Below are 22,553 nucleotides of genomic sequence, written 5' to 3'. Positions count from 1 at the left end.
TTTAATTCCTCCTTAAATATAGGTAAAATAGCCTGTTTGACTATAACAGAGACTTTCAAGCTTATGCTTTGTTTCTTACATGCTTCCATTTGAAAGTACTCGTGAACAGGTATTACTTTATTCTCCTTACCTTAAACAAACCTTAAAGAGAATTTTATTTATCCATTCCCACTAAAACGAACCTTGCAAATCCATAGAAAAAGTGATTAAATGGTTGTGGTCGTATTTTTAGCTAAATTATTTATAGGCGATACATTTTCTATAATGATTCTTTGTTCTAATCATGACGATTCTAAAATTTTGAAAGGAACGAACGCGATTTGAAAAAGCAGAAAATGACTCTATATGGGATGATTTTCTCTATTTGTTTCTTTTTGATTGTTTCGTTCTTTTTTTCTACTCATACAGTAGATTACGCAAACGAAACGGAAACGAGTGAAAAAATTACTGCTCCAATAAAAAATACATCTGCTTCCACAGTTGAATCCCCTGCTTCTGAGGAAAAGGACAGTCCAGAACTGACCGCTTTTTATCATAAGATCGAACAAACAATGACCGATACTGCTAAAAGTTTTAATGGAGATGTCGGGATGACTTACGTAGATTTGACAACAGGGAAACAGGTTTCAATCAATGGAACAAAAGAATTCTATAGCGCGAGCACAATCAAAGTTCCTTTAGCAATGATGATTGCTGACAAGGTTCAAAATGGCGATTTAAAATGGGACGATCAATTGACCTTCAATGAAAAAGAGGATTATGAGGATGGTACAGGCATTATTATTAATAACATTCAACCAACCTACTCATTAAGAACGTTACAGGAGTATAACATTACTTATTCCGATAATATTGCTAAAAATATGCTTTACGATACATTCGGCGGAGATGTTGAAGCTAAAAAAGCTCTTTATGCACACTTCTTACAGAAAGAAACAGATTGGGACGATGCAAAGTTTACTTCTGAGGATGCTGCAAAAATCCTTAAAATGTTATACGAAGAGAAATCGTCCAATCAAGAATATCAAACGATTTATGATTATATGAAAAATACCGTTTTCCATGAGCGTATGGATACCCCGACAACATCAGGTAAAGTGGCACACAAGATCGGTTCATACGCTACTTTCTTACATGACATCGGCATCTTGGAAACGGAGCATCCGTTTATTTTAACTGTGTTTACAAACGGACCGACTGATGCTGGCATCTCATTTATTTCAACCATTACAGATCAATTGTGGAATATACAAAGGGATGAGCACCCAAAAAAATAGAGTAGCGATAACGTCCTTCTGTTATCGTTACTCTATTTTTAAATTATCATGCTTTACTACCCATATTTTTGATCTTGATCAAACGAGTGATTTCGCTACGTTCATTTTCTTCTAATTTCATTTGAATATAGTAAATTGTTTCTTCTAATTGAGGAATCGTCATATATTCTAACGCATTTACACGACGACGTGTCTTCTCGATTTCTTCAGCCATCAACTGACAGGTCTTTTCCACTTCTGCTAATTCCAACAATTTTGGCAAAACATTCGAAATTTTACCAAAAACATGATCCAATTCTGCATTGGAATTCAGATAACCATAGTTTAGTGGTGCTTCAGCTACTGTTTCGTCATAGTGAAAATTCATGATTGGAACCGTTACGCTCATAATATTTTTTTCAATCACATCGAGTGTGACATCGGCGGCTGGAACAGCCACAAGTTCTTCGATAAACGCTTCATTCAATGTCGCATTAGCTAACACGAAATTAGATAAGGCTTCTGTCAACTTTTCTTCTACATCGATTCGCAACTTATTATTCTTTTTCACAAGTAAAATAAACCGACGCATCAATTCATCTTGTTTATCTTTTAATAATTTGTGTCCACGACTTGCCGTTCCAAGTTGTTTCTTTAAACGAGAGAGTTCCATTCGAGTAGGATTCACATTTAACCGAGTCATAATCGATCACTCCCCTTCAGTCAAATACTCGTCCAGCATATCATCTTTAATACGCTTCAATTCAGTTCTTGGAAGCATTGACAATAGTTCCCAACCTAAATCGAGTGTTTCATTGATGGAACGATTCGCATAAAAACCTTGATTGACGTATTCTTTTTCAAAACGATCCGCAAATTTTGCATAAATTTTATCTACTTCTGACAATGCTGATTCTCCAAGGACAACTGCTAGTTCTTTCGCTTGTTTTCCCTGTGCATATGCTGCAAATAATTGATTCATCGTTGGCGCATGATCGATCCGAGTCTTCCCTTCACCGGTTCCTTTATCCTTTAAACGAGACAAAGATGGCAGCACATCAATCGGAGGCTGGATTCCACTCTTATATAAATCTCTAGATAAAATAATTTGTCCCTCAGTGATATAACCCGTTAAATCAGGAATTGGATGTGTTTTATCGTCCTCTGGCATTGTTAAAATCGGAATCTGCGTCACAGAACCTTTCAATCCTCGAATACGGCCAGCACGTTCATACAACGTGGCTAAATTAGTATAAAGATAACCTGGGTATCCACGACGTCCTGGCACTTCACGACGGGCAGCGGAAATTTCGCGTAACGCTTCACAATAATTAGTCATATCTGTCATGATCACAAGAACGTGCATCCCTTTTTCGTAGGCTAAATATTCAGCTGCTGTCAATGCCATTCTCGGCGTAGCAATTCGCTCAATCGCTGGATCATTGGCTAGATTCATAAACATTACAGACCGATCGATTGCACCTGTTTGACGGAAATCTTCCATGAAAAATTCAGCTTCTTCAAATGTGATACCAATTGCTGCAAAAACAACGGCAAACTCTTCATCACTATTTAAGACATTTGCTTGACGAGCGATTTGAGCTGCTAACTCTTTATGCGGCAAACCAGAACCTGAAAAAACAGGTAATTTTTGTCCACGAACCAAAGTATTTAAATGATCGATAGCGGAAATACCAGTTTGAATAAATTCATCTGGATAATCTCTAGCAACTGGATTGATTACTTCACCATTGATATCAACCATTTTTTCTGGTAAAATTTCTGGTCCATTATCCTTAGGACGACCTAAACCATCAAAAATACGCCCGACCATATCTTCTGAAACACCCAATTCCAAAGGATGACCTAAAAAACGAACCTTTGAATCACGAAGATTGATACCACTTGTTCCTTCAAAAATCTGAACCATTGCTTTATCACCGTTAATTTCCAGTACTTGACCACGACGGATTTCACCATTTTGCATACGAACTTCAATCAATTCTTCATATTTGACGCCTTCAACTTTTTCAACAATCATCAAGGGGCCGACAACTTCATTAATCGTACGATACTCTTTAATCATTTGTCATCCCTCCATCTGCAATAATTTGTTTTAATGTTTGCTTCATCTCACCAACTAAGTTATCTAATTGGTCGATTTGTTCCTCTGGTACATATTTACTTCTGGCAATTTGATCTCTTAACCCAACTGTTCCAGTCATGATTTCAGATAGATATGCCCCTAGATCCAAAGCATGTTGTCCTTCTTTGTAGAAAGTCAGAATCAAATACAACATTTTATATTGTTTTTCTCTTGAGGTAAACGTATCAACGTCATCAAACGCATTTTGCTGTAAATAATCTTCACGAATCGATTTTGCGACTTCTAATGTCAAACGATCTCTATCGGACAGTGAATCGATCCCAACTAATCGAACGATTTCTTCAAGTTGTGATTCTTCTTGTAAAATACGCATACCTTCCGTAACCATCTCAAACCAGTTGACTTGAAGTTGTTGATCTAAATATTTACCAACTTCTGAATCGTATAAAGAGTAACTTTGAAGCCAATTTATGGATGGAAAATGACGTTTTTGAGCTAATGTTGCATCTAATCCCCAGAACACTTTGACAACTCGTAATGTATTTTGAGTGACTGGTTCGGAAATATCACCACCCGATGGTGAAACGGCACTGATTGCTGTAATACTACCTTCACGATGATCTTTGCCTAAAGCCATCACTTGTCCAGCTCGTTCATAATATTCTGCTAAACGGCTACCTAAGTACGCAGGATACCCTTCATCCCCTGGCATTTCTTCCAAACGTCCGCTCATTTCGCGTAATGCTTCTGCCCAACGAGAAGTGGAATCTGCCATAATAGCTACAGAATAGCCCATATCACGGAAGTATTCCGCAATTGTGATTCCTGTATAGATGGATGCTTCACGTGCGGCTACAGGCATATTAGAGGTATTCGCAATCAAGACAGTTCTTTCCATCACTGATTCCCCCGTACTCGGATCGATCAGCTCTGGAAATTCATTTAATACATCGGTCATTTCGTTCCCACGTTCCCCACAACCAACATAAACAACTAAATCAACATCTGCCCATTTAGCAATTTGGTGTTGCACGACTGTTTTTCCAGCACCAAAAGGTCCTGGAACGGCTTCGCTCCCCCTTTTGTCACCGGGAAAAAAGTATCTATAACACGTTGTCCTGTAAGAAGCGGTACATCTGGATTTAATTTTTCTAAAATGGGACGACTGCGGCGGACTGGCCATTTTTGCATCATTGTAAATTCTTTTACACCAGTGGCTGTTTCTATAATATAAACCGTCTCTTCAATCGTGAACTCCCCTTGTTTGACGTCTTTCACAACACCGCTAATACCAAATGGGACCATGATTTTATGTGGGATCACTTTTGTCTCTTGTACTAATCCAATGACATCTCCTGTGGATACATCATCTCCAATAGAAACAGTTGGCTCAAATGACCATTTTTTCTTTCTATCCAACGCCGGAATCTGGACGCCTCTGCTTAAAAAATTACTTTCTGTAACTTCCGAAAAGGTATCTAAAGGACGCTGAATCCCATCAAACATTTCAGAAATCAAACCAGGTGCTAGCTCAACAGACAACGCTTCTCCTGTCGTTACTACAGGTTCTCCAGGTCCAATTCCAGTTGTTTCTTCATATACTTGAATAGACGCGACATCTCCTCGCATCTCAATAATCTCTCCTATAACACCCAGTTCTCCTACATGACAAATGTCCTGAATACTTGCATCAGACATATTCTCAGCCATAACCAAAGGACCGGATACTTTAATAATTCTACCAGTTTGCAAAATCATTCCTCCTATTCAGTAAAGCTGAGCGGGCTTGATCAACCTTGACAAGAAAAATCTAATGATATATTTTATCATTGGACTATTTTAGCTTTTCTTAAAAAGGCTAGCCTACGAAGCTAGATTGTATGTAAAGTTAAAAAAATTCTCCAACTTTTACAATATATTTTGCCCAACAGCTCTCTCAACATTATCTTGAATTTCTTTCAAACCAATCCCTTTTGAGCCATTGTGGCTTGGGATCAAGATAATTGCTGGTGTAACGTCACTTTTATAACGGTCGATTGTTTCAACAGCTAATTCCGATGCATCTTCTGTAATGAAAATAACGCCAAAATTATTTTTTGCCATTGCTTCGATTGTGTCTCTGACTTGTTTTGGTGAACTTGCGTAAACAACCTCAAAACCAAAAAGTTTGAGCGGCATAACAGAATCTCTATCGCCAATAACACCAATTTTATATGTCATCTGTCCTACGCATCCTTTCTCTAACAACTTCTACTGGGAAGTTACTTCGTTTACTGACTAGAATCAAACGTAAATTCTTCCATTCCACTTCTTTAGCGTTTAGAAATGCGAGTAAAGGCAATGGGCCAAAAGCCATAATTTTAGCTTTATCATACATACTAGTTAGATAATCATCTTTGACTTTTTCAAATGCTATTAAGTCTAATTCTTTTGTTTCAGCCGAAGCAATCGGCGCTAAAAGTCCGCTATATGTCGTGCTAAGAACATAATCGGTAAAAACAGCTAACGATTCTTGCGTATACTTTAAAAAGGTTGCTTTTGGAATAGTTCCTGAACTAGATAATACAGTAGACAAAAAATTTTCATTTTGCCCTTGAAGGATTCCTCTAGCCATCGTTGAAATATTCGTCAAATCAATAAACGCTGTAACTTCCGCTATGATATCTTTATCCCCTAATTTTTCAGCCAATTGTCGTTGAAATGTTAAAAAATTCCGATCATAAATGATGTCGATTGCCTGAAGAGTAGAAGATTCCTGAAAATAATCCAACACTTCAAGGACTGCCTTCATTAACGGTTGTGGTAATTCAGTTGAGACACGAGTACGAATCGCGCTTTTCAATGTTTCTATCGAAAAACGACCATCCTCAATATACAAATAGTCTAAATTTTGACCTGTTAGCTCTGCTTTTGTTAAAACTTTTAAATTATGAAATGTCGCTCTCGACGTATAAATCGTGATGACTTCTGGTTCTGGTGCCATTTCATAGAGCCACTCATAAAGTTTCCCTTTTTCTTTTGAATAAATATACTCAAAATTTTCTGCAAAATCGTCCGTCATGTACGTAGCGTATACCGTATTTTTTAAACTATCTTTTAACTCATCTAAATTTTTCGCATTTACTAATTGTTCATACTGGGCATTGCTTAAAAGTTCTGTTTCTTTAAGACGAATCAAAGGGTTAATTTGATTATATGCAGTCTCTTTCATTATGACCCTCCCATCATATAAGGTGGAGAAATTCTTTTATTGAAACAGCAATTCTGCTATTTTAAAACTTTCCATTTTTTTAATTTCTTGAACTAGACTTGAAAATAAGAAGTTATATTCAATGCCTTCTTTGGATACAATAAATCCGCCATCGTTTGGAATAACATCTTTTTCCAGTAGCAACCTCACTCTATCATTAGAGTGTTCTACTACCCATTGATCGGACAACTTATCTTTTGAAAACTCACCTAATGTTACGTAAGCCTCCCCTTCAACTGGTAATTGAATGACGATTTGTTCAACAAAATGTTGAAATTCATATTCTGTCCAATGATTCATTCGCTCAATAGATTCTGAAAAAAGCAGTTCGAGATAGCCTTGCTTTTGGTTCAGTGTTGCTTGCTTAATTTCTAATTGTTGGCGATTCTCTTTTTGTTTAAACGATTTATTGGTTTGTTCCTGGTTTTTTTCGACTAGCTTGCGCTCTTGTAAAAAAAGCGCTTCTTCTTGTTCTTGATACTCTCGATCAATACGATCTATTTCAACTTTTTTCATTTTTGAAACTTCTGCTTGCCCTTTTTCAAGAATTTGTTCGACAATTTTTTCAATAGCATCCATGTTTTTCCTCCTTTTACTTCACATTTAGTACAAGTAAGAATGAGATAACAAACCCAAGAATCGCATAAGTTTCAACCATAGCAGCGTAAATAATCCCTTTTGTTGCGTGCTCAGGTTTTTTAGCTAAAATTTGAATACCAGCTGCTGCAACACGTCCTTGTGCAATTCCAGAGAATAAACCAGCAAATGCGATTGGCAATGATGCAACAAAATAATCCAACCCTTGAACCATTGTCATATCATTATTCAAGTTAATAAAAATTAAAAAGGCAATTACAAAACCATATAACCCTTGTGTCCCTGGCAATAATTGTAAGATCAAGGCTTGTCCGAATTTTTCTGGCTGTTCTGTTGTTAGTGCCGCCGCTGCTTCTCCTGTAAATCCAACGCCTTTAGCAGAACCAATTCCTGCTAAAATTGTCGCCATTGCCATTCCTAATACTGCAAAAAGAATTCCACCATTGTTGTTAATTAAGTAATCTATCATATCATTATTCCTCCACTATTCTTCTACTTTTGTTTTTTCAATATTTACGTACTTCTCTTCTGTTTTCAACGGCTTGAAAGCACGACCACCGCCTGTATAAAATTTCCCGAAAAACTCTACGTACTGCAGACGTGCGCCATGAACATACGCACTTAATAAACTTAAAAAAAGATTCAATGCATGCAGGGCAATGATTAATACGATACCCACTGTAAACCGCGCCGCTGGTGGCATGAATGCTATTAGCATGTTAAAAGCGGCTGCAATACTTCCGCCTGAAATCCCCAAAGCCATCAAGCGTGTGTAACTCACTAAATCACCTATATAACCAGTTAAACCATATAATCCATATAGTCCTTTAGCGAATCCTTTTACTTTTGATTTAGATTGGATAACTGGAACGATGACGATTGATAAGGCTGAAATAGCTGCCACAATAATTCCTGCTGTAACCAAACCATCATTACTGAAAATCAGCATACCCACAACTACAATCAAAATCCCTACCAACAAACCTTGCCATGCAAAGCTCTCACTTATACTTTCCAAGTAACGCTTGCGTTTCGTCAATTCAATCCCGTTGACCATCAATCCTGTCAATAGCTGAACAAACCCAAAAATAACAGATAAAATTAAAATGGTGTTCACGTCTTCTGTCGTGGATAATATCGGAAATGGTAAATCGATTCCTAGAAACACTTTCGGTAACGTGGCCCCAAAAATAGATCCATAGATAAACCCCCAAACAATTGTTGGAAACGATAGTATTAGAAAGAAATCTGCAAAGCGCTTCATTCCTCGTGGTAAAACCATCAACTTCAACGCAAGGAATGCTCCAAACAACATCAACAAACCGTATCCAATATCTGCTACCATCATTCCGAAAAATACCATATAAAAAGGTGTCATGATTGGTGTCGGATCGATTTCGTCATATTTTGGCAAACTATACATCTCAGTAAGCATCTCAAATGGTGCTACCAAGGAATTATTTTTCAGTTTTACTGGAATATCCGCTTGAATCTCATCATTGGTTGGCTCGTCAAAAGCGATATATACTTCCTCCTTGGGTAATACTCGTTGTAACGCTGTAGACAATTGCTGTTTCTCATCCACAGGAATCCAACCTTGCATGATAAAAAAGTAAGACGTATTCAACAAATGTTTCTTAGCTTCTTCTCGATTAATAAACGCATAGGTCATTTCTTCAGCTAAATATATTTCTGCTAAATGATTGCGATAAGAAGCTAAATTACTTTTCAGTTGCTGCTCTTCTTTAACAAGTGAAGCTAATTCTTCTTTATTTTTTTGATAAGCTTCATTTGGTAAAATATCATACGGATATTCAAATTGGTTAAAACTATACCTACTTGTAATTTTATCCAAGTCTGCTAATTGACTTCTCAAATAAATCAAACTGTAATATACGTGATTTTGACTCTGATAGATTTCTTCTACATAAACAGAGGAAAGACATTCTAAATCTGCTAAAAAATCTATCTGACTGGCTGAACTAATCGAACCTAGCAAAATATCTGTACTTTCAGAAGAATTTTCTTTTGGAATAATATCTAAATATTGCCAGCGAGCCAACCATTTTTCTTTTGATAACAAGTCTTTTCTAGTTGTCTCAATCAGTGTGAGCTTACTTTTCAGTGAGGTTATTTCTTTTAGATACTTCCTTATAATCTGCTCATCAAAATCTTGTTCTAAAGAATGTAATGTACGGATTTGTCTTTTGATTGATTTCTTTTTCGATGTACTTTCTGAAAAACGTTCAATAAATGTCAATGAATCTTGAATTTCTGTTAATAAGGCTTGGAAATGTTTCTTTTTACTTTCTTCTGTTTCCAGAAAAGTTGTCGAAAAGTGTTTTTCTAGATAAGAGCTATCTACATTGGAATGAAAAAAATCTTTGATCTCAATTGCTTGCATTCCTTGAACTGCTTGGAGAATCGCTTCTTCTCTTTCAGCGGCCGCAATGATCGTCATTTTTTCCATTTTATTGACTGCCATAGACTTTTTTCACCCTTTCTATTACATGATCGATAATCGCTTCTTTGTTCTTTTCATATTTTGCTCTAAAATTTTGATTTTGTTCTTTCGCTTCGCTTAGTAAAATTTCTTTATCTTTTTGAAGTTGTTCATTTTGTTGTGTTTCTAATTCGTGAAGTAACGCTGTCACTTTTGCTTGACTTTTTTCCTGTCTTCTCTGAAATTCTTCTGACTTTTTTTTCTCATATTTTCCAAGCTCTTCTTTGGCAACTTGTCTCATTTTTTCAACTTTATCTTCAGCCTCACGGATTCTAACCAATGCTTCTAAAACCATTTTTTCACCCCTATCATTTGATGATCTAGTCATCATATTACTTATTGAACCTAGCCTTTTTTTTACAAATAAAAAGAGAATAACTCGTGCTTTTACTCTTTAAGAACACAACTTATTCCCTTATTTTTTGAGTAGACAAAAAAAGGACGTAAGTTCAAAAAACCGTTCTTCTCACCCCTTGAAGAACTTGATCCTTGAAGCTTGCGCCCAACCATTTTTATTAATATGCTCTTATCTTAGCAAAAAAAAACAAATATTACAACCGCTTTACGAGTATCCTTTATCCGAAAAGAAGAAAAAACAATCCAAAATACTTGCGACATAAAGCAAAGTTTTGATAACTATTTTTAGGTTTCTAAAAAAAGAAAACTTCCAAATCATACGGAGAACGACTAACACGTTCAACAATCGTTTCCATCCAGACATCCGTAAACCAGTCATATTGAATTTGATTGATAATACTTTTTTTTAGCTCAACAACCATCGTTTCACTATCTATTTCATCTTCATAAAATGAACCCGCTATGGTCAACATTTTTGTATTAGAGTATTGCTGAAATCGATAGACACGACCTTTTTCTATGTAATAAAACCAATGATTGATAATAACCGCAAATCGTTCTTCTTTATTTTCCAACAAGCTGATAAACATCTTAGTTGTAATCTTTTTCATGTTCTTTACTCCTTTAATCGCTTCTGTCATTTTATCATATCAAAAAAAAGGAGGAGAAACAATCTTCAATGAGATTCAAAAAATCTTTAACCATGTCTTTACTATTGAAAGTATAAAAAATGATTACACAGATTTTTTTGTTCACCAATACAGGCTATTGATATAAACGAAAAAAGAATATATTCTTTACGATTGGAGAAATAGCATTTAATCAAAGTAACCACTACATTTCATAATACAGGAATAACTCTTATTACTATTCTGAATCGATTGCCTTAACCTACGATAAAGACATTATATCCAGAGAGAAACCAACTGAGACTGGAGTTGCATTTTTCAACTATATGAAATTGGTTCAAGAAAAACCCTTTTCAAAAACGTTGGCAAACAAATACACTATAGAACAATATACCGTTTCTTATAAGAAATAATTGAAAAAAATAAATAATAGCCTCTGATTTACTTCATTCAACAGGAAAAGTAAATCAGAAACTATTATTTTGCACTTTTTTTGGTACGCACTTTTTACTTATACATTTTAGTTTTTTTAGTTAAATTGTTTGTTTACAAAATTGCTTTACTTAAAAATGAAATAGTTTAAATATGTTTTAGACTCCTCCTGTAACAACATATACAGAAATAACGCTTGTAAGAACTGCTATTAATGAAATCATTAACACACCTCCACTTCCTTTTTTTGAAATCAACGTTTGCAAACAAATAATTTCCCTTAGGTAAAGAATAACAAACAAGGGCCGAAAAATAAAGTAGTAAACGTGAAAAGTGCGAAATTGGCATTAAAAACAAATAAAATATTCACTTTTTTATTAAAAATATGAATTTTCTACTCGTTTCATGCTATAATCGCATAAGAAGGGAGAGAAAGTCTTGAATATCATAGAAACATTACGTTTTTTTAGACTGAAATTGAAGTTAACTCAAAGAGAAATGATGTCTGAATATACTGATCCCTCCACCTATTCTAAAATTGAAAGTGGTAAACGCTCTCTTAAGGTAAATGAATTAGAAGAAATCTTAAATCAAACTTCAATTAGTGTCGACGAATTTTTTAGTTTCACAACTTTTGATAAGCGCCAACAAGATTTCCGAGAGATTTTTTATTACTGCGGTGCTCATCTAGAAAATAAGAGTACCAAACAAAAATTACTTAACTATTATTTTTCATTAGAAGCCAACAATAAAAAAACACTGCGAGAATTATCAAATTATATTGGGATTAAAAACTTTTTCAATGCGCATTGGGAAGAAGTTGATTCTGTAACTTCTGAGGAAATAACAAATATTTTTGAAGATTTATTAAATAAATCTTTTTACCTTCAATATGACTATATTATTACTGCAAATCTGGCTCGCTTTTTCAATGCAAAACAATCTGATCTATTACTTGCACGGATGTTTCCGATAAAATATGAAGAACAACGAGATTTTACAACTAAAAAATTTGCTCATAATATCCTTATCAATTTAATATCAATGCGGTTATATGCAAAAGACTATGAGAGCGCAGAAAAATATATAAAACTTGCAAAAAAGCAAGATAAACAGAATGAAAATTACAGTTTTAAATTAAACCTCCAGTATCTAACTAATCTGTTAAACTATATTATTGAAGGTGAGCCTGTTTATATGGAACGTGTGTATGATTTTATACACTTATTAGAAAACACAGGTGATACGTTACAAGCCGAACAGGTAAAAAAAGAAGTGAAGATGCTGATACATGAACGAGACAGTGAAAAAATGCTAAATAACTATGCAGTCGGGTTATTAAAAGAATCTTAGTTTACGTAAAAATAAGAATATCCCATCTCTTTCAAGATGGGATAAGGAGTATTACTCGGATTGAGTAAAATGAAAATACTATTAGGGTATATTTATAATACTACACAATGTTATAAATATCAACCCTTTAGTTAATAAATGTTTTTTAATGTACTCCTATTTATAAACTTACTTTTCTATTTATTTGATGCGTTGTACGTCACTCAGGTTCAACAACTGCATTTTTTTGCCTATAAACGTCATTTTTTATGATTTCCTAAAAAATAGTTTTCTTAGAAAAATAAAACTCTAAAGACTCTTATACTTCCTCTTCCTCAATTTTCCTTATCACTTTAGCTGGACTTCCTACTACGATTACATTATCTGGAACATCTTTTGTCACTGTAGAATCCGCAGCAACAATCGAATTTTCTCCAACTGTAACCCCAGGTAAAACAGTCACATTTGTTCCAAGCCATGCATTCTTCTTAATACGTATAGGCTCTACTTTGATTCCGCGTCTATTTTTAGGAGAAATCAAATGATTAACTGTGATTAACCTAGATCCTGGACCAATTAAAACTTGGTCCTCAATCATAATGCCTCCTAAATCTACAAAGGTCACATTTTGATTTATAAATATATCTTTTCCAAACGTGATATGCTTGCCAAAATCACTGTAAAATGGCTGTGAAACTGTTACTGATGAAGCAATTGTTTGGCCAGTAATTTTCTCTAAATACTGTAAGATCTCTTCATTAGGATAATATTGCGCATTCAGCATCATGATCAGTTGCTCGTTCTCTTTTTTTATCAAATGAATTTCGTTGAATAGAGGTGAATCTTTTAAAATCTCTTTCCCGACAATTTTCTTTTGTAAATCACTATCTGTCATTCCTTTTACCTCCTAGTGTCCTTTTAATTTATACTATCTAAATTATACCTGAATCGTTTATACTTAACTAATACTAATAACTTATACGCAACTATTCTTTTTAGTTATAGGAAGGAGTATTACATGGAACTTCGTGTGTTAACTTATTTTTTAACTGTTGCAAGAGAAAAAACAATTAGTAAAGCTGCTGAGGTTTTACATTTGTCTCAGCCAACTCTGTCAAAACAATTAAAAGAATTAGAAGAAGAGCTAGATGTTACACTATTTATCCGAGGAAATCGATCAATCACGTTGACAGAAGATGGTATTTATTTAATGAACAGAGGAAAAGAAATTCTTGCTTTAGTTGAGTCAACAACAACAAACCTTGTCAAAAATGATATCATAACTGGAGAAATAACAATTGGTGGAGGAGAAACACAAGCATTTACGTTTATTGGAACTATTTTGCATAAACTAAGAGATACCCATCCAGAAATTGGCATACATCTTTATAGCGGAAATGCTGATGATGTCTTGCAAAAAATTGATAAAGGGCTAATAGATTTCGGACTTGTTATTGATCCTGTAGAAAAACAAAAATATGACTATCTACGTTTACCTGTCATTGATCATTGGGGGATTTTAGTCAATAAATCAAATTCTCTAACAAAGAAAAGTTCAGTCACACCAAATGATCTTAAGGACACTCCCTTACTCATTTCAAATCAATCACTAGTTGATAATCAACTGTCTGAATGGTTTGGAGGAAATATCGAACACCTTAATGTTGTTGGTACATATAACTTACTTTATAATGCCTCACTGCTGGTAAAAGAAGGTGTCGCAAGTGCCCTTTGCATTGACGGTATTGTGAATACGGCGAATACAAACCTAACCTTTATTCCCTTTTCACCAGCATTAACTGCGAATATCACTATCGTTTGGAAAAAAGATAAAATTTTTTCACGTGCTTCAAAAGAATTTTTACGTCTACTAAAATTGGTTTAATTCTCTCTGCCTCAACTTATTAAAGAATCAAATCTGTACTTTACAACAAATTTTTACTTCATTTGAAATGGTTACATTTTTAAAAATCTATTCGTTAAGGCTTATTTAGACTTAATGGGAAAATAAAAAACAGCTATAAATACCAATAGTCAGGCATTTATAACGGCTCTATACTTTCTGATGTTGGTGAACAATCACCGGCATCTTTTTTTATTTTTTTATACAAACTATTAGAAAAGACACCCTGATAACCTTTAGAATTAAGTCGACTAAAGCCGATATGCTGAACTATTTAGCCCACTCTCGTACTCATTGTGGTGCTAAAGAATACGGATCGATTATTCGTTGGAGCTTTACAACGGGTCTGATTTTAGTGAATGATGTTTCTGAATACCAAACATACTTACGCTTATAGAAACAACCTTTCTTCTGTCATTCTTGTGATAGAACCTTTGTCGCTGAAACAAATCTTATCGAAAAGTGTTGTTTGATCTCGAATAATGTAAAGCTCTCGATTGCCAATCGTTTAAGAAAAACCACGACTATGAGCGAAATTGCCCGTCAAAAAAAAGGTCTCCGTTTCTTCTGTGTATCGCGTATTGAAACAGTTTTACGAACCGAAAAAAATCAATCGACTCACCTTGCCAGAAATCCTTTCTTCCGTGCCTATTTAACAGAAATAGAACTCGTAGATCGGTTACTTGCTTATGTTGAAGAATTGAAAGCTGGCTACACCTGTTATCAGAATTTTCTCTATACCATAAAAACAAGAGATTACACACGGTTTCATGCGTTATTAGAACAAGATCATTCTAGTCTTCCAGCTTATTATCAAACGACCATTACTACCTTTAAAAAAGTTCAAACGGGCATTAAAAATGCGTTGGATTTACCTTATTCCAACGGACTGCTTGAATAACCATATAAAAGTATTAAAGAGAAACGCCTATAGCTTCTGTAACTTCTATAATTTTAAATTGAGAATTACTTTATGCTTTGGCACTGTTCTTTTTCAATCAAATAGAAAAACCTAGAGGAATTTCCCTCTAGGCTTCATTAATGATTTAATTCTTTGGATTTCTTCACCAACATTAGTTGACAAAGGGCCTATAAATACCAATAAACAGGTATTTATAACTGTTTTTACGTTTCAACTTTTCTTCCCACATTTTCTAAAAATGGAGACGGCGGGAGTACAAAATTACTAGTGCCATCAAGTGCTAATTAGGAATAATGACTAGTAAATAACTTTATTAGTAATTATATTTTAACAAAAATAGTTCTACAAAATCCCTCAACGGATTCAGAACTACATCAAAAACTACATCAAATCTTGGGTGAGCTAAATGAGATCATTATATATATATATGTACAAGTCCTCTATACAAAGGAGGGCTATTTTAACGCAAAAAATCCCACCTCAAAAGAGGTGGGAACGGAGAGATTATAAAAAAATATTATTAGAGTAAAATAAGTATATTAACTCTTGTCATATTTTGCAAAGAAAAAGACTTTATTTAATTAAAGAATCCAGTTCCCCAAGTAGTATTCACTTGACCATCATCAGGACCGACAGCAACATAACGTCGAGTTCCACCGTAATCAATATAACTAATCCATACATAACCAGCTGATTGTGTATACCCATCATAAACAATAGATTCGTAAGGATCATACCAAGCTAAAGCTGGGCTTGCTACTGTAGTGTCTCCCGAAACAGGCAAGCTTTGATTTGTAGTAAAGGTGCCGTTCATCTTAACAAGATTAAGCTGTTCTGGTTTAGATGGTGTAACAGGTTGTTTGGGTGTCAAAACTTCTGCGATATCGCCATCATTTACATAGCCTAATAGCTTCCCAGTATTTTTAACCTCATATAAATTTTTACGACCATCAAGCTTACGAGTGATTGTACCGACTTGTGTCCACTTTTGATTTGCATTGATATGTTTCTCGTTTGGATCATAGGGACCATTATAAATAGTAGTAAAACGGATGTTTTGACCTACTTTATATTTTGGCGTGTTGGGTTTATTCGGTTTGACGATTGTTTCGCTTCCATCTTCCGGCAATCCGTTCATTAGGTCTTGAGCTAAACGTGATTTACTAATGCCCCACTGAGCTAAATAACCGTATGGATCAGTATGATCACCCCACCAGTTATTAGTAATCCATTCATGAGTTTTAATGCCGTATGGTGTAGCATCATCTAAATCAAAAGTAAACCCTGCTTGTTTTGCTAAGTCACGAGTAAGATTGACATATGTTGTATAGTCTTTTTTAAAAGTTTCTGCATTATTTGTCCGAGCTAACTCAATTTGAGCATATGCTTTGCTGTTACCAGTAGCCCCAGCTCCATATTGATAGTAGCCATTAGGTGCCAGCTGCTTAACTCGACCACCTGACCCAACAAAATATGATACATAAGCATTAAACCAGTTGCGTTTCATAAAACTTACTTCTCGATCTAAGCTGTCTGCACCAACATTACTAGGGTTGCCAGCTTCATGTAACACAATAATCTCGTTACTTGCATATCCCGGGTGGTAACTAAATTGAATTGGATCTTGTTCAATCGTATAAGCTTGTGCACTCATTGGTAACAACAAACCTATAACGACAATCAATGACAATAAAAACTTACTAATTTTTTTCATTTCAAAACCTCTTTCATATTTTTATATAAAAAAGAAGCCACCTATGTGACTTCCGTTCTATTAATTTAATTTTTCATGAATTTTATCCACTGTACTTTTGATAGATTCAACGTCTCCTAATGCATCTGTCAATTTATCGATAGTTCCTTGATACCGTTTTTCACGCTCGTTATTTTGCCGCATGACCCAAACTAATAACCCTACGAATAATGCAGCGAATGTTACTTGTTCAGGATTCGTTAACATTCCTTCTAGAATTTTCTCCATTTACTCACCAGCTTCCTTCAATTCCTCCAAAATTTCATTAACTCTTTTTCGCAACATTTTAGGGCACCGTTCATTTTCTCTAGTTCCATTTGCAATTGCTGCTGCCCAAATTTGACAAAGTCCTTCCATTATTCTGTTCCTCCCATACTTTCAGAAATAAAAAGAACAGCGTCCATTAACTCAGATACTTGTTCTTTTAATTCTTTATTTTCTTCTTGTAATACCTCGATATCTGTTGGTGGTGCGGACTCTGGCTGTGGTGCATTTTTAACGTCATGCGCTAATTTTTCGCCATCCCAATACCAGTTGAAAAAATCGACGGGTTCTTTTTCAACTTTGATTTGCACTAAATCGGGTTGCTCCTCCAACGAATAACCACCGATATAACCTACTTCATTCCTTATCCAAATATCCAATTTTAACCCCTCCTAATATTCAAAGACCCTTGTCATAACTACGGTATTATTGGGTACTGTGCCATTCATCTCGTGCCCCTTAATCGTGGTGTCATTAACATATATATACTTAATTCCTCGGTTAGCGCCTTTCCAATCTGATATTTGTAGATTTATGCCTCTACCACTAAAGTTGACAGCGTGCGCTTTCGGAACGTGGAAAAACTGGAAAATAGAGTTAGAGCTCGAACTAGTACTACTATCCCACCCTTGGAATACTAGTATCCAACCTGTTTGACAATCTGTGATTTTTCGCTTTGGCGTCACCGTTTGTACAGCGTTCATCATCCACGCGCCGGACCACAACGGATCGGTTTTTACAGTTGTTAAAACATCATTTCCAGCAACTCGTAAATTACCAGTAAAGTTTTTTATCCCAGTAATCGTTTCGTTTCCAGTTTTTGAAACCTTTCCATCTGATAATTCTTTGAAATTATCATTTAACTGTACATGATAGTCTGGATCACCTTTTTTAAATATATACATTTAATTCCCTCCTATTTTAGCGGTAATCTTATCTTCAAGCAGTTCTACTTGGATTACTTTGTAATCGGTAATCAAGCGGAATATCTTAGCATCGATAAGAATTCTTTGCGGATTAACAGTTTTGTACGTAGCTGGCACACTTACTTTTAAACTATATGGATCAAGATACTCAACACTCGATTCAATGGTACAGACATTCCCACCACCAACTCCAGTCGGTTCGGTCCCGAGTGGTCTTGTATCCAGTCCGTATTCCCAATAAAGGACCCTCAGTCGTGGGTAACCTTTAAAATCATGGTTGATGGTGAGTAGTTCAGTGTCAGCAGAGAATGTCGCTTCGATATTTTCTAGACGTTCGTCCAAATTTTTAAACACACCGTATCGATCACTTTCTCGCGCTCTCATAATTTCACCTAGCAAAATGCCACCAGGGTCTATGGATTCTAAAATTTCACGTACTGATTCAAACCATTCACTAAATTCCGTTTTTTTATCTTTGAAGAATTGATCCATTTCTTTCATTAGATTATCTATTTTTTGGCGATTCGCAGATAACCATTTTTCAACTTCTTCTTGCGACTTTTCCATTGCTTCTTGCAATTTTTTGAGTAACTCTTCTAACCGTTGGATATAAGATTCTCCATCCATCAATTGTTTTATAATAGACGTTTGCACGGTGTACGTAAAATACTGTGTTGCATCTAAGAAGGTATCTTCTTTGTAAATTTCAAAATACCCTTCTTGATTACCAACTTTTTGCATGCAATCATCATCCATCGTAAAACGGATAAGACCTTTCTTTGAATCAACAATAACCGCATTTTTTTCAACAGATATATAAGGATCAAAGTGAACACAAAAGAATACCCTATAGCCTGAAAGGTCATATGGTATTCCGTTTTCTACTATTCTAAATTCAAATATTTCACTATTTTTATTCCCTTGCCTTACAGGTAACGTACCTAAATGATTATATGGTTCAGTGGTACTCAGCGTGCCCGCCCATTTTGACATTTTTACACGCTCCTCTCTTTAAATATTTATAACATCTCGTGGATTTATGCGGAAGTTTGAGCTCTGTCCGCCTTTTCGAACCTCAAAGTGTAGGTGTACGCCTGTAGAACCTCCAGTTGTCCCCATCGTTCCTATGACTGTATTGTTAGTTGCTTTGTCACCTTGCTTCACTTTAACACTACTTAAATGACCATAGTAAGTATAGAAGCCTTCCCCATGATCAATCATAATATAATTTCCTTCCACACTTCCGACTCCTGTAATCAGGATAGTTCCAGATTTAGCAGCGTATATATCCGGTGTGCTACCTGCCGGTACAGAAGCCAAATCAATACCGCCGTGGATTCCTGCACTTCCTCCACTCCAATAGTCTGGAGCATCCCATTCTTGGGTCACAACATAACTGGATCTTACTGGATTCTTCCAGCTACCGTCACCAGTTAAACCACGTAATTTATCATACCAATATTGAGCTTGTGTCGCTCTAATCGGCTGATTGGGATTAAGTGGGCGCTCATAATTCGTGATAAATGCATATGCACATTCAGATATATTTTTTTTGTTTGTGAATGCTTTGAAGCTGTAGGGGTAAGAGTTCGTAGCGATCCACTGTTGTTCATTTTCCATCTCCCATTGAATTCGTTGACACTGCGCATCGATTGTACGGTAATTAAGCCCTCGATCATTACACCAATTAACAAGTTTTGATTTTGGTGTCCACTGTACAAGACCATATCCACCTCCACCGCCTAACTCGTCTATATCTGCCACGATCCCTGATTCTGATTGCATGTTGCCGAGCATCCCAGCGATAGATTGCTCCGTCCATCCACGAGCTTTGAAGTAAGACCATATAGCCCATGCATTTTTTTCTTGTTCGGTCGTTAATCCTGGTGGAGTTCCACCGCCACCACCGCTTCCTTGTCCAGGCACGACTTCTTTTCCGCCCACAAATAATCTATCAACATGGAGTTCGCCTTTATGAGTGTGTTTACCAAAGGTATTGAGCGCAGGAGATTTTTGAGTTGAATTCACAGGGATTTCAAATATTAACGTTCCCTCACCGTCGTGAAAAGATAAGTATTTCCCTTTTTCAAGTGTAATACTGATTCCTTCTCCCTCTTTGGCACTAGATGGCGTTAATCGTCCAATTCTACTTTTACTGTCAAATCCAATGAAACTAATTCTCCCTTTTTCAATTTCAATTCCTGTTGCACTTTTTTCAAACGTGGTTCTGAATAGAATACCTTCTAAAGTACCCGCTTTAATAAAATCAGCATTGAACACTCCATCAATTGTCCAAGCTGTCAGATATTTACCGTTCCAACCAGTTTTTGAAAAGCCGATACCTGATTTATTCATACGTAATACGTGTTTTGCTGTGTTGATATCATCTGTATCCATGATACCAATATCGGAAGGCTCATTTTTGGGATGTTGAATGACATGTCCGCCAGAATTACCTGTGATCATCTGAGAAGCTTGAATCACGCTATTTGATAATTCACTCGCAGTTTGTTTCAACTCTTTTTTTGCCTCAGAAACTTGCGTTTGTACTTGGTCAGTATACATTCCAAGGTCATTACCCAGTACAATAGATTTGTATTTACCCAATGTAGGTAAATAGACACATTCAACCATTCGTTCGGAAATGTTTGTGACTCCCATATAATCGATATCACAATGAACAGTATCTCCAAAATTAACTCTCGCTATTTTCTCATAAAGTTTTTTGTATTCAACTGTGTTTTCTAAATCGATCATATTAATTTCATGAGTGACTTTAGGTTCGTGTATTCGGTCATTATCAAATAATGTTTGTCCCCATTTTTTCAGATCACCTAGGTTTTTGCATTCACTATTTTCTCGTTTACCTATTTGGCGATTTTCATCAGTTACACCCTTTATTTCTAAAAATTTATAAGTAATCGGAGGCTGTTCATCGTCATAAACTTTATCGTCAGGAACTCCACCAACTAAATAAAGACTATTCTTGATTCCTGTGTCATCGACTGTTTCCTTGATTGATTCCAAATTCACACCTAAATCAATTCTGAACCCTCTGTCTTCACCTATCCGATTTTTCAGTATCAATTTGTAATTGTCCATATCCAGTTCGCCGTTAGTAACACCAGCCAAGTTTTGATTGCCTTCGTTTTGTCCTATAATCGCACTAATAGGGTTTACTTCTTTAGCAGTAAATTGATGCATCGTTTTAACGTTGCTTAAATATTCGAACGGTTGTTTAAAAGCGAGGTTATTTTTTAAATTTGCCATGATTTGTTTTCCGTTGCCTTTAGCTGTGTATGCTAGTTGGATAAAATTTCTATTTGCTTCATATCCTAAGTGTGTTGCATTGAATGACACGGATTGCAATGTCTTATAAACGGTTATAATTTTAAAATACTGCCATGTTCCATCCGTCCACTGAGCTTTTATCCAGTTACCTTTTTTGATCATTTTACGATTCTGACCGTTCATAGCGTAATTTCCATAGAACGAATACATCTGATTGATGATTCGAGTAATTTCAGGAGCATCTTTCCAATCGATTAATGCTTTTCCATTTTCTTCAAGGTCCGTTGGCAATTTTTCATAGATATAAACTGGTTCCACTATAAGTAAACTCCTCTCATTTGGATTTTCCCGCTAATATTATTTCCTGTTACTTTTATAGTTTGATTACCTGGAGAGACTCGCATCCATTTTCCTTTTGTCCGTAGTTGAATGTTATTTTGTACACACATTGCTAATTCAGTATCTACAGTGACTTTCCCTTTGCCTGTATTCATAATTGTGAGTTTATACTCATTACATTCTAAAGTAATGTCCCCACCGCTAGATTCAAACTCAAAAAAAGGAGCTGATTTATCATCTCCATGATTTGTAACAAAATTTGCACCATGCTTCAATTTTATTTCAGGTTCGTTTACCCTGTATTTGAGCGGATCACATCGAAAAACAATACTGAATGTATAAAAAATACCCAACTCGTTTTGATAGGGTTGTTCTTTAGACATATTGCAAACCGCATGACAATATTTATCAGGATCATTATGAGTGATAAGAGTTGATTCGCCTAGTAACCATCGTTTTACCTTTGCCAAATTCTCATAAGGAATGCTGACATTTGAGATTTCCAAATCATAAGGTTCATAGTCCTCAAACCATTCGTGCAAAATTCGATTGCTACCCAATACTGGCGTTTCCTCGTATTTTCTTTTTGCAACAATGTAGGGTAATTCTTGTTCGATAATCAGTCCGTGATCAACTAATGCATTTTCGTTTCTCCAAATAAAATTAGGAGTGTATCTGTCTATTAGATTCAC

23 protein-coding genes, 1 pseudogene and 1 other annotated feature are annotated in these 22,553 nt (G+C 35.5%); of the genes and pseudogenes, 5 read left to right on the top strand and 19 right to left on the bottom strand.

The annotated features are described in order from the left end of the window. Positions 1 to 320: 320 nt before the first annotated feature. Positions 321 to 1,277 (top strand): serine hydrolase, encoded by a 957-nt coding sequence (locus AC1PU0_RS07450; RefSeq protein ID WP_242596595.1) that lies wholly within the window; start codon positions 321 to 323, stop codon positions 1,275 to 1,277. Between the two features lie 46 nt (positions 1,278 to 1,323). Here AC1PU0_RS07450 and AC1PU0_RS07445 read toward each other — a convergent pair whose 3' ends face one another. The 10 genes and pseudogenes from AC1PU0_RS07445 to AC1PU0_RS07400 form a co-directional block, all read right to left on the bottom strand. Next, the gene (locus AC1PU0_RS07445) at positions 1,324 to 1,959 is read right to left on the bottom strand and encodes a V-type ATP synthase subunit D (protein WP_206849836.1); all 636 of its coding nucleotides are present in this window, start codon (positions 1,957 to 1,959) and stop codon (positions 1,324 to 1,326) included. 6 nt (positions 1,960 to 1,965) lie between these two features. After that, positions 1,966 to 3,342: a V-type ATP synthase subunit B gene (locus tag AC1PU0_RS07440; protein WP_206834803.1), complete on the bottom strand. Its 1,377-nt coding sequence runs from the start codon at positions 3,340 to 3,342 to the stop codon at positions 1,966 to 1,968. After that, positions 3,335 to 5,115, bottom strand: a pseudogene (locus tag AC1PU0_RS07435) (V-type ATP synthase subunit A). The gene AC1PU0_RS07440 and the pseudogene AC1PU0_RS07435 overlap by 8 nt, the downstream one beginning before the upstream one ends. A gap of 156 nt (positions 5,116 to 5,271) precedes the next feature. Beyond that, positions 5,272 to 5,583, bottom strand: a complete 312-nt coding sequence (locus tag AC1PU0_RS07430) for a V-type ATP synthase subunit F (protein WP_069654741.1) — start codon at positions 5,581 to 5,583, stop codon at positions 5,272 to 5,274. Beyond that, entirely contained in the window at positions 5,573 to 6,574 is a 1,002-nt protein-coding gene (locus tag AC1PU0_RS07425; RefSeq protein WP_206849834.1) for a V-type ATPase subunit, read from the bottom strand. The genes AC1PU0_RS07430 and AC1PU0_RS07425 overlap by 11 nt, the downstream gene beginning before the upstream one ends. A gap of 36 nt (positions 6,575 to 6,610) precedes the next feature. Beyond that, complete coding sequence (locus AC1PU0_RS07420) at positions 6,611 to 7,192, bottom strand: hypothetical protein (RefSeq protein ID WP_206849833.1); 582 nt, start codon at positions 7,190 to 7,192, stop codon at positions 6,611 to 6,613. A gap of 13 nt (positions 7,193 to 7,205) precedes the next feature. After that, entirely contained in the window at positions 7,206 to 7,679 is a 474-nt protein-coding gene (locus AC1PU0_RS07415) for a V-type ATP synthase subunit K (protein WP_010760283.1), read from the bottom strand. A gap of 15 nt (positions 7,680 to 7,694) precedes the next feature. Further along, positions 7,695 to 9,695: a V-type ATP synthase subunit I gene (locus AC1PU0_RS07410; RefSeq protein ID WP_206849830.1), complete on the bottom strand. Its 2,001-nt coding sequence runs from the start codon at positions 9,693 to 9,695 to the stop codon at positions 7,695 to 7,697. After that, positions 9,682 to 10,008: a hypothetical protein gene (locus AC1PU0_RS07405; protein ID WP_206849828.1), complete on the bottom strand. Its 327-nt coding sequence runs from the start codon at positions 10,006 to 10,008 to the stop codon at positions 9,682 to 9,684. The genes AC1PU0_RS07410 and AC1PU0_RS07405 overlap by 14 nt, the downstream gene beginning before the upstream one ends. A gap of 165 nt (positions 10,009 to 10,173) precedes the next feature. After that, positions 10,174 to 10,221: a sequence feature (sodium ion sensor (DUF1646 type); this cis-regulatory element may regulate processes involved in with the transportation of sodium ions), on the bottom strand. A 142-nt stretch (positions 10,222 to 10,363) separates the two neighbouring features. Beyond that, complete coding sequence (locus tag AC1PU0_RS07400; RefSeq protein ID WP_206849826.1) at positions 10,364 to 10,681, bottom strand: hypothetical protein; 318 nt, start codon at positions 10,679 to 10,681, stop codon at positions 10,364 to 10,366. 888 nt (positions 10,682 to 11,569) lie between these two features. Between AC1PU0_RS07400 and AC1PU0_RS07395 the strand changes: the two genes are divergently transcribed. Further along, entirely contained in the window at positions 11,570 to 12,484 is a 915-nt protein-coding gene (locus tag AC1PU0_RS07395; protein WP_069654735.1) for a helix-turn-helix domain-containing protein, read from the top strand. A 298-nt stretch (positions 12,485 to 12,782) separates the two neighbouring features. Here AC1PU0_RS07395 and AC1PU0_RS07390 read toward each other — a convergent pair whose 3' ends face one another. Next, entirely contained in the window at positions 12,783 to 13,358 is a 576-nt protein-coding gene (locus AC1PU0_RS07390; protein ID WP_069654734.1) for a DapH/DapD/GlmU-related protein, read from the bottom strand. Between the two features lie 123 nt (positions 13,359 to 13,481). Here AC1PU0_RS07390 and AC1PU0_RS07385 point away from each other — a divergent pair, with 123 nt between their 5' ends. From AC1PU0_RS07385 to AC1PU0_RS07375, 3 genes are all read left to right on the top strand, one after another. Continuing rightward, entirely contained in the window at positions 13,482 to 14,348 is an 867-nt protein-coding gene (locus AC1PU0_RS07385) for a LysR family transcriptional regulator (RefSeq protein ID WP_206849823.1), read from the top strand. A gap of 280 nt (positions 14,349 to 14,628) precedes the next feature. Further along, on the top strand, positions 14,629 to 14,763 hold the full coding sequence (locus tag AC1PU0_RS07380) for a hypothetical protein (protein ID WP_277989345.1): 135 nt from the start codon (positions 14,629 to 14,631) through the stop codon (positions 14,761 to 14,763). 129 nt (positions 14,764 to 14,892) lie between these two features. Next, positions 14,893 to 15,267 (top strand): transposase, encoded by a 375-nt coding sequence (locus tag AC1PU0_RS07375; protein WP_206849822.1) that lies wholly within the window; start codon positions 14,893 to 14,895, stop codon positions 15,265 to 15,267. A 598-nt stretch (positions 15,268 to 15,865) separates the two neighbouring features. On the opposite strand, the gene AC1PU0_RS07370 is transcribed toward AC1PU0_RS07375, so the two are convergent. Genes AC1PU0_RS07370 through AC1PU0_RS07335 form a run of 8 tightly spaced genes read right to left on the bottom strand, consistent with a single transcriptional unit; the run spans position 15,866 to position 22,553 of the window. Then, a complete protein-coding gene (locus tag AC1PU0_RS07370; RefSeq protein ID WP_206849821.1) occupies positions 15,866 to 17,002 on the bottom strand; it encodes an SH3 domain-containing protein in 1,137 nt (378 codons plus the stop codon). A 60-nt stretch (positions 17,003 to 17,062) separates the two neighbouring features. Next, complete coding sequence (locus AC1PU0_RS07365) at positions 17,063 to 17,269, bottom strand: BhlA/UviB family holin-like peptide (protein ID WP_206849820.1); 207 nt, start codon at positions 17,267 to 17,269, stop codon at positions 17,063 to 17,065. Continuing rightward, a complete protein-coding gene (locus tag AC1PU0_RS07360) occupies positions 17,270 to 17,398 on the bottom strand; it encodes a hypothetical protein (RefSeq protein ID WP_277989344.1) in 129 nt (42 codons plus the stop codon). Next, positions 17,398 to 17,685, bottom strand: coding sequence for a hypothetical protein (locus AC1PU0_RS07355; RefSeq protein ID WP_206849819.1), 288 nt, complete (start codon positions 17,683 to 17,685; stop codon positions 17,398 to 17,400). Before AC1PU0_RS07355 ends, AC1PU0_RS07360 begins: the two co-directional genes overlap by 1 nt. 12 nt (positions 17,686 to 17,697) lie before the next feature. Next, positions 17,698 to 18,210: a hypothetical protein gene (locus tag AC1PU0_RS07350; protein ID WP_206849818.1), complete on the bottom strand. Its 513-nt coding sequence runs from the start codon at positions 18,208 to 18,210 to the stop codon at positions 17,698 to 17,700. Further along, positions 18,211 to 19,224 carry a BppU family phage baseplate upper protein gene (locus AC1PU0_RS07345; protein WP_206849817.1) on the bottom strand — a complete coding sequence of 338 codons (1,014 nt, stop codon included), beginning with the start codon at positions 19,222 to 19,224 and terminating at the stop codon, positions 18,211 to 18,213. Between the two features lie 18 nt (positions 19,225 to 19,242). Continuing rightward, complete coding sequence (locus AC1PU0_RS07340; protein WP_340689584.1) at positions 19,243 to 21,840, bottom strand: phage tail tip lysozyme; 2,598 nt, start codon at positions 21,838 to 21,840, stop codon at positions 19,243 to 19,245. Then, positions 21,840 to 22,553 (bottom strand): phage tail protein, encoded by a 714-nt coding sequence (locus AC1PU0_RS07335; RefSeq protein ID WP_340689583.1) that lies wholly within the window; start codon positions 22,551 to 22,553, stop codon positions 21,840 to 21,842. The genes AC1PU0_RS07340 and AC1PU0_RS07335 overlap by 1 nt, the downstream gene beginning before the upstream one ends.

It is taken from the genome of Enterococcus sp. XAF26B05_ASV22 (genome assembly GCF_056727285.1).
Note: the sequence above shows the minus strand (reverse complement) of the source record. Positions and strands in the feature narration are given on the sequence as shown.